Origin of the sequence: Acidovorax sp. (genome assembly GCF_047607405.1) — a bacterium.
GTDB lineage: Bacteria > Pseudomonadota > Gammaproteobacteria > Burkholderiales > Burkholderiaceae_C > Acidovorax.
The window spans coordinates 1-11,373 of record NZ_JASGDA010000052.1; the positions used below are offsets into that span (position 1 = coordinate 1).

Sequence of the window (11,373 nt, forward strand, 5' to 3'; positions counted from 1 at the left end):
CGAGCAGTGCCGCGATGACCGCCAGCATCGACAGCCCGAATCGGGCGCAACAAAGCCGCAGCGCGGCCAGGATCAGGCGCAGGTTGTGCCCGGCGCCGCACATCACCGCATGGATGGCATCGCCCAGTGCCCCCTTGAGCGGATTGCGCCCCAGCCGCCCGTCCATCTTCATGTGCCCGATGGCCGACTCGATGGCGCTTCTTCGCTGGATCATCGCCTTGAGCGTCCTGGTGATGCCGCGCCTCTGGCCTGAGCGCAGGATGCGCACGCCCTCGATCTCCACACCACGATAGCCCTTGTCGACGATGGCCGTGGCGGGCGGCTTGTCCGTGCCGGTGAGGATGCCCACTTGCTCTAGCGTCTCGGCCAGCGTGTGGCCGTCATACGGATTGCCCGGCATGGAGCGCATGCCCACCACCAGACCCTCTTTCAACGTGGTGGCGATGCTGACCTTCACGCCGAACTCCACGCCTTCTTCTCTCACGCGCTTTCTCCAGCGCGTCAGGCTCGAGGGGTCGATGGGCAGCTCGGTCTGCAGGTAGGTTTCGCCGCAGAAGAACTGCCAGTACGGGTTCTCCACCCAGGTGTTGACTACGGCTTCGTCGCAGGCATCGAAGGTGTGCTGCAGGTACAGCAGCCCGGCGACCAGGCGCGGCGCCAAGGCGGGCCGACCTCGACCGGATGTGAACGACGCAGCGAAGGTCCGTTCGATCTCGGCCCAGTCGATCAGCCCGGCCAGACGCACCAGCGGGTGCTGCATGTTGATCAACTCGTCCAGGCGCGAGATGAACAGTTCGCCAGACTGCGGTTGCGAAGGTTTGGGACCCATCGGATTCCTCGGAAGAATTTGCAAGAAAACTGGTACTGACAAAACCATACCTTGCAATTCCCGTGCCTATCAATCCGGGGAAATGCTAACCAGATCAATGGCTTGCGGGTTGTTCAGGGTGGACTATTGAGGGTATTGATTTTGCGGACGTGAGTGCGTCGATTGCTGAAATCCGCAAACGGATCGACAGAGGCTATTTGGAACCAAGGCGGCGCGTTTTCAAAACATGGCAAGGTTGACGGCGATGTTTTGCCATTTACGCATTTCTCAAATGGATTGAGAGTCCAGCCTGTCTGGCTGCTATCAGAACTCCGCCCTCCTGGGGTTGCGAGCCATCAGGCGGTTCACCGCGTTGCGTACGCTCAGGGTCCCGTCGAGCAGATGCACCACGGTTTCGGTAATGGGCATTTCAACGCCCAGTTTGTGCGCCCGCTGCAGCACGGTGCGGGCGCTGTAAACGCCTTCGGCGACGTAGCCCAGCGCGGCGACCGCCTGTTCCTGGGTTTTGCCCTGGGCCAGTTGCATGCCGACCTTGCGGTTGCGCGACAGGTTGCCGGTGGCTGTGAGCACCAGGTCCCCCAGGCCTGACAGGCCCATGAAGGTTTCTTGCCTCGCGCCCAGGGCAACGCCCAGGCGCGTCATTTCGGCAAGGCCGCGTGTGATGAGCGCGGCGCGGGTGTTCAGGCCCAGTTCCAGCCCATCGCACAGCCCGGTGGCGATGGCTATCACGTTCTTGGTGGCGGCGCCGACTTCCACGCCTGTGATGTCGTCGCTGATGTAGATGCGCATGGCCGGGCTGTGGAAGGTTTCTACCAGCAGTTCACCCACTTCGCGGTGCTGGCTGGCGGCTACCAGCGCGGTGGGTTGGCCGCAGGCGACTTCGGCGGCGAAGCTGGGGCCGCTCATCACGCCTGCGCGCAGCCGGGGGGCCACTTGCTGGCAGATCTCGTAGCCCATCAGGCCGGTGTCGGTGGTGGTTGCCGTTGCTTCAAAGCCTTTGCACAGCCACACGACGGGCGCCTGACAGTCCCGCAGTTGTGTAAGCCATTGCCGTAGCGCTGCCATGGGGGTGTCGAGTATGAGGAGGTCGGCATTGGCCACCGTGGGGATCACGTCGCCGTGTATCACTTGCAAGGCATCGGGGAACTGCATATCGGGCAGACAGCGGGTATTGACGCGGTGGCTTTGTATCGCCTGGGCTTGTTCCGCGTCGCATGCCCAGAGTACGACCTCGGGCGCATCTTGCTGGGATGCCACACTGGCAGCCATGGCGGTTCCCCATGCGCTGGCGCCGATAAATACAGTTTTCATAGAGCATTGAGCTTATCAAACATAAAAATTGCCATTAGGAGGCGAGTCCAAGACGGCAGTTGCGACGCTTACGCAATGGGGAGGGGGCAAGCAGCCCACGCCGGCCTGGATCGTTGGATGGCCTGATAATTGCGGATTGCGGTCATGGCCCGGCCATACCCAATAGAGTGCGTCACAGGTTGCGCTGCGCCCACATCAAGAAAAGAGAGCAACTTCAGCAGTATGCGGAATATTGAGTCAAATCAGCCTGAAACCCTTATGTATCAAGCGCAAGCAGCTATCTTTTGTATGGTTCTGAGGATCGCGCGGATGCTACGGCTGCAGAGTGTGAAGGCGTCTTTGAGGCCGCAGTGGGCGTCATGAACGGAAAAATCGGCGTTCTGTCGGGGGGCGTATTCAAGATTCCTTTTCTGGCGGTACTGCTGGGCGCAGTGCCGGTGCGGCTGGGCGTGTGGCGCGGTGCGGCTGTCGATGCGGTGGCGGGTTGGGGCTTGCGGCCCAGCACGCGCAGGGCCGTGGGCTATGCGGGTCGGCATGGGTTGCCGTATGTGGCGCTAGAAGATGGTTTCTTGCGCTCCTTCGGCACGGGCGAGCACTTTCCGCCGCTGTCGCTGGTGGTGGATGACGCAGGTATCTATTACGACTGCACGCGGCCCAGCGCGTTGGAGCGGCTACTGTGCAGCGATGCCGATGTGCTGGCACCCGATGCTGCCCTGGTGCGCAAGGCCCGCGCGCAGTTGCTGGCGGCGGGGCTGGGCAAATACAACCATGCGTCGGATGTGCCCGCTGGCACGCTGCGCGAGGGCGACGCTCAACGGGTGCTGGTGGTGGATCAGACGGCGGGCGATATGAGTGTGGCGCGGGGCGGGGCGGATGCCGCCACCTTTGCGGCCATGCTGGCGACGGCGCTGGCAGAGAACCCGCAGGCCACGGTGTACGTGAAGACGCACCCAGAGGTAAGTTCAGGTCGCAAAGGGGGCTATCTGACCGATGTTCAGCCGGATGCGCGCACGGTGGTGCTGCGCGATGCGGTGAACCCGCTGAGTCTGATACGGCAAATGGACCGCGTGTATGTGGTCAGTTCCACCATGGGTTTCGAGGCGCTGCTGGCGGGCAAGCCGGTGGCCTGCTTTGGCGTGCCCTGGTATGCCGGTTGGGGCGTGACGGATGACCGCCAGCCGCAGCATGCAGCCATGGCGCGCAGGGCGGTGCGGCGGCGGTCGGTGGATGAACTGTTTGCCGCGGGCTATATGCACTACACGCGCTACCTGAACCCGGTTACGCGGCAACGGGGTAACGTATTCGATGTGATGGACTGGTTGCAGCGCCAGCGCGAGGTGGCCCAGCAGTTCGCGGGCCGTATGATCGTGGTGGGGTTCCGCCGCTGGAAGGCGGCCAATGTGCGGCCCATGCTGTCGCTGTTCCCGGGCCGGGTGTTGTTTGTGCGCGATGCGGCTGCGGCTGCGGCCCTGCGACCGGGCGGGGCCGATTGCCTGGTGTGCTGGGGGCGGGTGCCGCCCGCCGGGCTGGAATCGCTGGCCCGGCAGGCTGGCGTGCGCCTGCTGCGCATGGAGGATGGCTTCGTGCGTTCGGTGGGGTTGGGGTCGGATTTGATTGCGCCGCAGTCCTTCGTGCTCGATGCGCGGGGCATCTACTTCGACCCTGGCCAGCCTTCGGATCTGGAGGATTTGCTGAATCAGCGAGATTTTTCGGAGCATGACTGCCAGCGCGCGCGCGCGGTGCGGGCCTTCATAGTGGAGCATGGCATCACCAAATACAACACTGAGCCGCGCCAGGCCGCCCGGTGGCAGGTGCCGACCGGGCGCCAGGTGGTTCTGGTGCCGGGGCAGGTGGAGGACGATGCCTCGATACGTTTCGGCTGCGACCCGCTGGGCGTACACACCAACATGGGCTTGCTGCAGGCGGCGCGGTGCGCGTTTCCCGATGCGTTCATCGTGTACAAGCCGCACCCGGACGTGGCGGCGCGCAACCGCAAGGGCAGGCTGGCGCTTGAGCAGGCCAGGCAGCATGCGGACTGGGTGGAGCCTGGGTTGTCGGTGGTCAGTTGCATCGATGCCTGCGATGTGGTGGTCACCATGACGTCGCTGACGGGCTTCGATGCATTGCTGCGCGGCAAGCGGGTGGTGGTCCATGGTCGGCCTTTTTATGCGGGCTGGGGCCTGACCGAAGACCAGTTGCCGGTGCCACGTCGGCAGCGGCGGCTGACGCTGGACGAGTTGGTGGCGGGGGCCTTGCTGCATTACCCGCTGTATTGGGATGCGCAGCTCAGGGGCTATACCTGCTGTGAGGCTGTACTGCACCGTGTCTTGGAGCAGCGTACGGCGTTGGAGCGCACAGGGCGGTTGGACACCCTGCGTACGGGCTATTGGCGCAGGCAGCTGCGCAAGTTGCGGGTGCTGTATGGGGCTTGGAGAGGCTGATTGAAAGTTCCGGAACAGGGTGGGTGCGAGTCTCTTGATGGCGCGTGGGCCTGCCTGCGCGGCAAGAGAGTGCTGCTGCTGCAGGGGCCCATGGGGCCTTTCTTTCGTGGCCTGGCCCAGGATCTGGCGGCTGCCGGTGCCATCGTACACAAGGTCAATTTCAACGGTGGCGACAAGCTGTTCTATTGGCGAAATGCCGCGTCGTTCAAGGGCACGCTGCAGGAATGGCCGTATTGGCTGCGCGCGCGCCTGCGCGAATGGGGCATCGAGGTCATTGTGTTGTTTGGCGATTGCCGCCCCGTGCATCGCTGCGTGGATGCGCTGGCGCGCGAGCAGGGCTGTGTGGTGGGGGTGTTCGAAGAGGGTTACCTGCGCCCTCACCATGTGACGTTCGAACTGCACGGGGTGAACGGCCATTCAGGCTTTGCGCGCGACCTGGGCAAGCGCATGGAGCAGTTGCGCGTGCCGCCGCCACTGGTGCCCGTGTTGCCTACTTTCTGGCATGCCACGGCCTGGTCCGTGGGGTACGTTCTGGCAGCGTGGCTGAGTCAATGGTTCTGGAACCATGACCTGCATCACCGCAGGCTGACAATTTTGGAGGGGTTGCCTTGGCTGCGTTCGGCCGTGCGCAAGCAGTGGTTCCGGTGGCGCGAGCGCGGCTTGCAAAAGCGCCTGACTACCGAGCTGAGTGGGCGCTATTTTCTGGTGCCGCTGCAGGTATTCAACGACTCGCAGGTAGATGTGCATTCCCAATATGAGGACGTGCCGCAGTTCATTGCCGAGATCATCAAATCGTTCGCGCAGACTGCCACAGCACGCGGCAAGGCAAGTGAGACCGGCGACTGGCTGGTGTTCAAGCATCACCCCATGGACAGAGGCTATGTCAGCTACACGGACCTGATTGCCCGGCTGGCCAAGGCGCATGGCGTGGGCCCACGGGTCTTGTACATCCACGACCAGCATTTGCCCACACTGCTCAACCATGCCAAGGGTGTGGTGGTGATCAATAGCACGGTGGGCCTGTCGGCGCTGCAGCATGGCACGCCCACCCTGGCCTGCGGCAGCTCTATTTACGATGTGCCGGGTCTGACGTTCCAGGGAGATCTCAGACATTTCTGGAGTCAGGCGCGCACGGCAGTGCCGGATAAGGAGGCTCTGAAGCGCTTTACCAGCAGTCTGATCGCATGCACACAACTCAATGGCAGCTTCTACCGCTTCCAGTCGCACTGGGGTAACCACAGCGGCGTGGATTTGAGCGGGCTGGTCTATAACCTGGCGCTGGGGTTGCGCTCGCCACCTGAGGCGGTTGCGCGTTGTGCCGGGCAGATCAGTAGCGGGGCACCGTAGGGTCGTTTTCGAGCGCCCAGGCGTCGATGCCGCCGGTGATGTTGGCCAGGTGCTCAAAACCCTGCTGCTGCAAAAAGGCCGCCACGCGCAGGCTGCGCACGCCGTGGTGGCACAGGCATGCAATGGGGCGTTGGGCTTGGCGGGCAGGGTCCAGTTCGGCCAGGCGAGCGGGCAATTCGCCCATGGGGATGGCGAGCAGTTCAAAGCCATCGGCCCGCACGCTGGCGGTTTGCAGCTCCCAGGGTTCACGCACGTCCAGCACCAGCGGCTGGCTGCCCTCGGGCGCGGCGGCGAGCCAGGCGGGCAGTTGGCTGGGGCGGACGTGGTCGATCATGCTGGGGACTCCGAAGAAAGGGAACGCGTCAGAACGTGAAGCCCGACGGCTCGGGGAAGTGGGCCAGGCGCGGGGCGATGGTGTCCCAGGGCGAAGCGGTCTCGAAGCGGTCGCCCTTGCGGTGGGTGAGGGTGAAGCGCATCACCGGCTCGCCGCCCACGATGGCGCCCAGGCGACCGCCGTCTTTCAGGTGCGAGAGCAGGGCGGCGGGCACTTCGGCCACCGAGCCGCTGAGGACGATCACGTCGAAGGGGCCGTCCGGGATGGCGCCCTGCGCACCGTCGGCCTGGTACACGTCGGCGTTCTGTACGCCCGCGTTGCGCAGGTTCTGGCGCGCCATGTCGGCCAGCTCGGGGTGGATCTCCAGCGACACCACGCGCTCGGCGCGGTGGGCCAGCAGGGCGGCCATGTAGCCCGAGCCCGCGCCGATCTCCAGCACGCGGTCGGTGGGCAAGATTCGCAGGTCCTGCAGGATGCGCGCCTCCACGCGGGGCTGCAGCATGCTGTGGCCCTGGCGCACGGCTTCTTCGGCGTCGCCGCCGAGCAGGGGGATTTCAATGTCCATGAACGCCATGCTGCGGTAGGCCGGGGGCACGAAGTCTTCGCGGCGCACCACAGCCAGCAGGTCCAGCACGTCGGCGTCGAGCACGTTCCAGGGGCGGATCTGCTGCTCGATCATGTTGTAGCGGGCCTGGGCGATGGGGTCGCTGGGGTTGGCCGAAGTGTTCAGGGGCAGGGTCATGGCGTCTTCTCTCCGTGGGCATTTGAGGACAACCGGTGATTTTAGGGGCGCCCATCGCCATGGCTATTCATAATGTCCGGCATGACTGCGCAAACCATCACCCTGGGCGGCGGCTGTTTCTGGTGTACCGAGGCGGTTTTCGACCGCGTGCGCGGCGTCACCGACGTGGAAAGCGGCTACGCCAACGGCCACGTACCCCACCCCAGCTACGAGCAGGTCTGCACCGGCACCACGGGCCATGCCGAGGTGGTGCGCCTGAGCTTCGACCCGGCGGTGATCAGCCTGCGCGAGATCCTGGAGATTTTCTTCGCCACGCACGATCCCACCACGCCCAACCGCCAGGGCAACGACGTGGGCACGCAGTACCGCAGCGGCATCTACTACGAAGACCCGGCGCACGGCGACATCGCCCACGACATGGTGCGCCAGATGTCGCAGGACAAGCTGTTCGGCGCGCCCATCGTGACGGAAGTCCAGCCGCTGACCAGCTACAGCGCGGCCGAGGGCTACCACCAGGACTATTTCGCCAACCACCCGAACCAGGGCTACTGCGCCTTCGTGGTCGGCCCGAAGGTGGAGAAGTTCCGCAAGACCTTCGCGCGCTACCTGAAACCCGAATCGGCGTGACGGCAAGGGCATAATGCAACCCGATTGCATTAATGCCCCCATGCCCAATAACCTTCCCTGGACGCTCCCGCCCGGCATGCGCGCCACCCGCGCCACGCGGGCATTGGCCGCGCTGTACGCCGCGCGGCCCGATGCCGCGCTCTCGGGGGCCGAGGTCGAGGCCGCGCTGGCGGCGGCGGGTGTGGCGGTGAACAAGGTCACCGTCTATCGCCTGCTGGACCGCTTCGCCGCCGCCGGGCTGCTGCTCCGGCAGGTGGACGCGGCCCGCGTCACCCGCTTCGCGCTCGCGCCGCAGGGCGCCGATGAAAACGCCCCCCGCTTCGAGTGCGATGGCTGCCACCGGCAGTTCCGCCTGCCGCAAGGCGCGCCCAAGGTGCAGGCCGCCCTCAGGCAGATGCTGCAGGCGCTGGCGACCGACGGGCACGAGGGGCTGGCGGTGGACATCGCCGTGCGCGGCCGCTGCGCGGGCTGCGCGCAGCCAGGGCAGGGGGCGGCGGCGTGATCCGCACGCGGGGCCTTGCGTATGCCTACGCCAGCGGCGGGGCGGCATTGCGCTTTCCGGACGTGGACTTGCCCCAGGGCGGCACGCTGCTGCTGCGGGGCCGATCGGGCACGGGCAAGTCCACCTGGCTGTCGCTCATCGCGGGCTTGCGCGGCGCGGGCGGGGGCGATCTGTTCGCGGCGGGGGTGCAGATCGGCACGCAGCGCGGCGCGGAGATCGACGCCTGGCGCGCCCGCCACATCGGCTTTCTGCCGCAGAAACTGCACCTCTCCAGCGCGCTCAGCGTGGCGGACAACCTGGCCCTGGTGTATTTCGCGGCGGGCCTGCCGCGCGACGATGCCGCTATCACCCAGGCCCTGGCCCGCGTGGGCGTGGCCGAACTGGCGCAGCGCAAACCGCACCAGCTCTCGGGCGGGCAGGCGCAGCGCGTGGCGCTGGCGCGGGCGGTGCTGCTGTCGCCCACTCTGCTGCTGGCCGACGAGCCCACAGCCAGCCTGGACGACGAGGCCGCCGCCGACGCCCTGGCCCTGCTGCAAGGCACGGCGGTGGCGTGCGGGGCCAGCCTGGTCATCGCCACGCACGACCAGCGCGTGGTGCGGGCGCTGCCGGATGCGCAAGTGCTGGATTTGAATGAAATTGGCCCCCAGCGCATGCTGGACAAGCGCGAGCAGCTATGAAAACCATAGTCCAACTCGTCCGCCTGTCCTGGTGCTACCTGTGGTCCCGTCCGCTGGCCGCCGTGCTGAACCTGCTGGTGCTGTCGCTCGGCCTGGCCGCGATCACGCTGGTGCTGCTGGCGGCCACGCAGATCGACCGCGCGTTCGAGCGCGACCTCACCGGCATCGACCTGGTGGTGGGCGCCAAGGGCAGCCCGCTGCAGCTCATCCTGGCGGGCGTGTTCCACATCGACGTGCCCACGGGCAACATCCCGCTGCAGGAAGTGCAGGCGCTGCAGGCCAACCCGCTGGTGGCGCAGGTCATTCCGCTGAGCCTGGGCGACAGCTTCCGGGGCACGCGCATCGTGGGCACCACGCCGGACTACGTGGCCCACTACGGCGCCACGCTGGCCCAGGGCCGCCTGTGGCAGCAGCCCATGGAAGCCGTGCTGGGCGCGGGCGCGGCGCAGGGCCTGGAGCATGGTCTGGCAATAGGCGCCACCTTCATCGGCAGCCACGGCCTGGGGGAGGGCGGGCATGCGCACGGCGACCACCCCTACCGCGTGAGCGGCGTGCTCGCGCCCTGCGGCTGCGTGCTGGACCGGCTCATCCTCACCAGCACCGAATCGGTGTGGCTGGTGCATGAAACCGCCACCGCCGACGACCCCGAAGACCTGGAAGTCCTGAAGGAAGAGCGCGAGGTCACCGTGGCCCTGCTGCGCTACCGCACGCCGCTGGCCGCCGTCACGCTGCCGCGCCAGATCAACGGCGGCACGGCGCTGCAGGCCGCGGCACCGGCCATCGAGGTCACGCGCCTGTTGCGCCTGCTGGGCGTGGGCGCCGACGTGCTGCGCGCCTTTGGCGGCGTGCTGCTGGCCGTGGCAGCCGCCAGTGTGTTCATTGCCCTGTGGAACGCCGTGCGCGAGCGCCGCGCAGACCTCGCCATGCTGCGCATGCTGGGCGCGCCGCCGGGCCGCGTGGCCGGGCTGGTGCTGTGGGAAGCCCTGTGGCTGGCCGCGCTGGCGTCCGTGCTGGGCCTGCTGCTCGGCCACGCGCTGGCCCACGCCCTGGGCTGGGCGCTGCAGGTCCAGGGGCTGCTGCCCGTCACCGGCCTGGTGTGGCTGCCCGCCGAGGCGGGCGTGCCGCTGCTGGCCGCCCTGGTGGCCGTGCTCGCGGCGCTGCTGCCCGCGCTGCAGGCGTACCGCACCGAGGTGGCCGACCTGCTGGCCCAGCCCTGAATCCTGCGTTATCTATCCATCACCACTGAAAAGGAGTCGCCATGAAAAAACTGCTCACCGCCCTGGCCGTTGCCATGCCCCTGCTGCTGGCGGGCGCCATCGCCCACGCCAAGGACGACCACGACCACCATTCCGACAAGGAGATCAAGGCCGACATCGAGCGCCACCGCGCCATGGCCGCCGCGCACGAGGCCGCCGCCAAGTGCCTGGAATCGGGCAAGGGCCACGACGCCTGCCAGAAGGAATTGCAGGCCAACTGCAAGGGCCTGGCCGTGGGCAAGTTCTGCGGCATGCGCCATGTGCACTGAGTACACCCCCCTGAGCCGCTGCGCGGCTTCCCCCCGCTCTCGCAACGCTGCGCGTTGCGGGCAGGGGGACGACGCCGGTGGCCTGGCAAAGCCAGTTCCACGGCGTCTGCTGGTATGGGGCAGCGCCAGTTGAGAAATCCATGCTCCGTTTGAAACGCACCGTCCTCGTCCTGGCCTGCGCCGCCGGGCTTGCCCACGCGCAGCAACTCGGTTCGCCGGTGCCGCCGGGCATCGCGCCATCGGGCCCGGGCTACCACAGCCCCCAGAGCCCCATCGCGCCGCTGCCCCAGCGCGGCGACGTGGTGCCCTGGTCGGTGCTGGCCGACCTGGGCAAGAAGACCACCAAGGACGGCATCCTGCCCGTGTTCGGAGCCCCGCAGAAGGGCCTGGACAAGACGGTGCAGCGCATCCAGGGCTTCATGGTGCCGCTGGACGCCAAGCCGACGCAGACGCACTTTCTGCTCACGTCCGTGCCGCTGACCTGCGCGTTCTGCATTCCCGGCGGGCCGGAGAGCATGGTCGAGGTCAAGGCCCGCACGCCCGTGCGCTACTCGCTGGAGCCGGTGGTGGTGGAAGGCAAATTCAGCCTGCTGCCCAACGACCCCTATGGCCTGTACTACCGCATGGTGGAAGCCATCCCAGTGAAATAATTGCAGGTTAGCCTTCTCGCACCATGACCACCCGCAGCCCGCACCCACGCCCGCCCCAGCCGCGCCCCTTGCGCGCGCTGGCGTGGCACCGCCTGGCCCTGGCCTGGCTGGTGCTGGCCCTGGTGGCGGTGCCCACGGTGGGCCGTTTGCACCAGGTGGTGCATGCCAATGCGCTGCAGCAAATGCACGCCGGGCATGCGCCAGCGGCCACCCATCAGGCAGACCCGCACCCCCAAGGGTTGCTGCAGCAGCTCGTGGCAGGCCACACCCCCGTGGACTGCCTTTTGCTCGACCAGCTCGCGCTGGGCGACGCACTGCACGGCGCCCCCCTGGCGCTGCCCGCCACGGCGGCGCCGCTGGCACCGCCCGCACGCCATGCGGGCCGCGC

13 protein-coding genes are annotated in these 11,373 nt (G+C 66.8%); 9 read left to right on the forward strand and 4 right to left on the reverse strand.

What is annotated here, in order from left to right; genetic code table 11:
• The coding region (locus QM569_RS06270) for a transposase (protein ID WP_414986366.1) at positions 1 to 829 on the reverse strand (829 nt) is incomplete at its 3' end.
• 303 nt (positions 830 to 1,132) lie between these two features.
• Complete coding sequence (locus tag QM569_RS06275) at positions 1,133 to 2,140, reverse strand: NAD(P)H-dependent glycerol-3-phosphate dehydrogenase (RefSeq protein WP_414986367.1); 1,008 nt, start codon at positions 2,138 to 2,140, stop codon at positions 1,133 to 1,135.
• Between the two features lie 359 nt (positions 2,141 to 2,499).
• On the opposite strand from QM569_RS06275, the gene QM569_RS06280 reads away from it, so the two are divergent.
• A complete protein-coding gene (locus QM569_RS06280) occupies positions 2,500 to 4,581 on the forward strand; it encodes a capsular polysaccharide biosynthesis protein (RefSeq protein ID WP_414986368.1) in 2,082 nt (693 codons plus the stop codon).
• Positions 4,582 to 5,928, forward strand: coding sequence for a capsule biosynthesis protein (locus QM569_RS06285; protein WP_414986369.1), 1,347 nt, complete (start codon positions 4,582 to 4,584; stop codon positions 5,926 to 5,928).
• Here QM569_RS06285 and QM569_RS06290 read toward each other — a convergent pair.
• Both QM569_RS06290 and QM569_RS06295 read right to left on the reverse strand, forming a co-directional pair.
• Positions 5,909 to 6,262: a rhodanese-like domain-containing protein gene (locus QM569_RS06290; protein ID WP_414986370.1), complete on the reverse strand. Its 354-nt coding sequence runs from the start codon at positions 6,260 to 6,262 to the stop codon at positions 5,909 to 5,911. The two genes, QM569_RS06285 and QM569_RS06290, sit on opposite strands and share 20 nt — an antisense overlap.
• Before the next feature lie 28 nt (positions 6,263 to 6,290).
• A complete protein-coding gene (locus QM569_RS06295) occupies positions 6,291 to 7,004 on the reverse strand; it encodes a protein-L-isoaspartate O-methyltransferase family protein (protein ID WP_414986371.1) in 714 nt (237 codons plus the stop codon).
• An 81-nt stretch (positions 7,005 to 7,085) separates the two neighbouring features.
• On the opposite strand from QM569_RS06295, the gene msrA reads away from it, so the two are divergent.
• The 7 genes from msrA to QM569_RS06330 form a co-directional block, all read left to right on the forward strand.
• Positions 7,086 to 7,631 carry a peptide-methionine (S)-S-oxide reductase MsrA gene (msrA, locus tag QM569_RS06300; protein WP_414986372.1) on the forward strand — a complete coding sequence of 182 codons (546 nt, stop codon included), beginning with the start codon at positions 7,086 to 7,088 and terminating at the stop codon, positions 7,629 to 7,631.
• Between the two features lie 76 nt (positions 7,632 to 7,707).
• Complete coding sequence (locus tag QM569_RS06305) at positions 7,708 to 8,133, forward strand: Fur family transcriptional regulator (RefSeq protein ID WP_414986378.1); 426 nt, start codon at positions 7,708 to 7,710, stop codon at positions 8,131 to 8,133.
• On the forward strand, positions 8,130 to 8,810 hold the full coding sequence (locus tag QM569_RS06310) for an ATP-binding cassette domain-containing protein (RefSeq protein ID WP_414986373.1): 681 nt from the start codon (positions 8,130 to 8,132) through the stop codon (positions 8,808 to 8,810). Before QM569_RS06305 ends, QM569_RS06310 begins: the two co-directional genes overlap by 4 nt.
• A complete protein-coding gene (locus QM569_RS06315; protein WP_414986374.1) occupies positions 8,807 to 10,027 on the forward strand; it encodes an FtsX-like permease family protein in 1,221 nt (406 codons plus the stop codon). The genes QM569_RS06310 and QM569_RS06315 overlap by 4 nt, the downstream gene beginning before the upstream one ends.
• A gap of 41 nt (positions 10,028 to 10,068) precedes the next feature.
• Entirely contained in the window at positions 10,069 to 10,335 is a 267-nt protein-coding gene (locus QM569_RS06320) for a hypothetical protein (protein WP_414986375.1), read from the forward strand.
• Between the two features lie 140 nt (positions 10,336 to 10,475).
• Complete coding sequence (locus QM569_RS06325) at positions 10,476 to 10,985, forward strand: DUF3299 domain-containing protein (RefSeq protein ID WP_414986376.1); 510 nt, start codon at positions 10,476 to 10,478, stop codon at positions 10,983 to 10,985.
• Between the two features lie 23 nt (positions 10,986 to 11,008).
• The coding region (locus tag QM569_RS06330) for a hypothetical protein (protein ID WP_414986377.1) at positions 11,009 to 11,373 on the forward strand (365 nt) is incomplete at its 3' end.

Bases quoted from the DNA above. Each gene is read 5' to 3' on its own strand.
- QM569_RS06275 (WP_414986367.1), bottom strand. From the start codon at position 2,140: ATGAAAACTGTATTTATCGGCGCCAGCGCATGGGGAACCGCCATGGCT.
- QM569_RS06280 (WP_414986368.1), top strand. From the start codon at position 2,500: ATGAACGGAAAAATCGGCGTTCTGTCGGGGGGCGTATTCAAGATTCCT.
- QM569_RS06290 (WP_414986370.1), bottom strand. From the start codon at position 6,262: ATGATCGACCACGTCCGCCCCAGCCAACTGCCCGCCTGGCTCGCCGCC.
- QM569_RS06295 (WP_414986371.1), bottom strand. From the start codon at position 7,004: ATGACCCTGCCCCTGAACACTTCGGCCAACCCCAGCGACCCCATCGCC.
- msrA (WP_414986372.1), top strand. From the start codon at position 7,086: ATGACTGCGCAAACCATCACCCTGGGCGGCGGCTGTTTCTGGTGTACC.
- QM569_RS06305 (WP_414986378.1), top strand. From the start codon at position 7,708: ATGCGCGCCACCCGCGCCACGCGGGCATTGGCCGCGCTGTACGCCGCG.
- QM569_RS06315 (WP_414986374.1), top strand. From the start codon at position 8,807: ATGAAAACCATAGTCCAACTCGTCCGCCTGTCCTGGTGCTACCTGTGG.
- QM569_RS06320 (WP_414986375.1), top strand. From the start codon at position 10,069: ATGAAAAAACTGCTCACCGCCCTGGCCGTTGCCATGCCCCTGCTGCTG.
- QM569_RS06325 (WP_414986376.1), top strand. From the start codon at position 10,476: ATGCTCCGTTTGAAACGCACCGTCCTCGTCCTGGCCTGCGCCGCCGGG.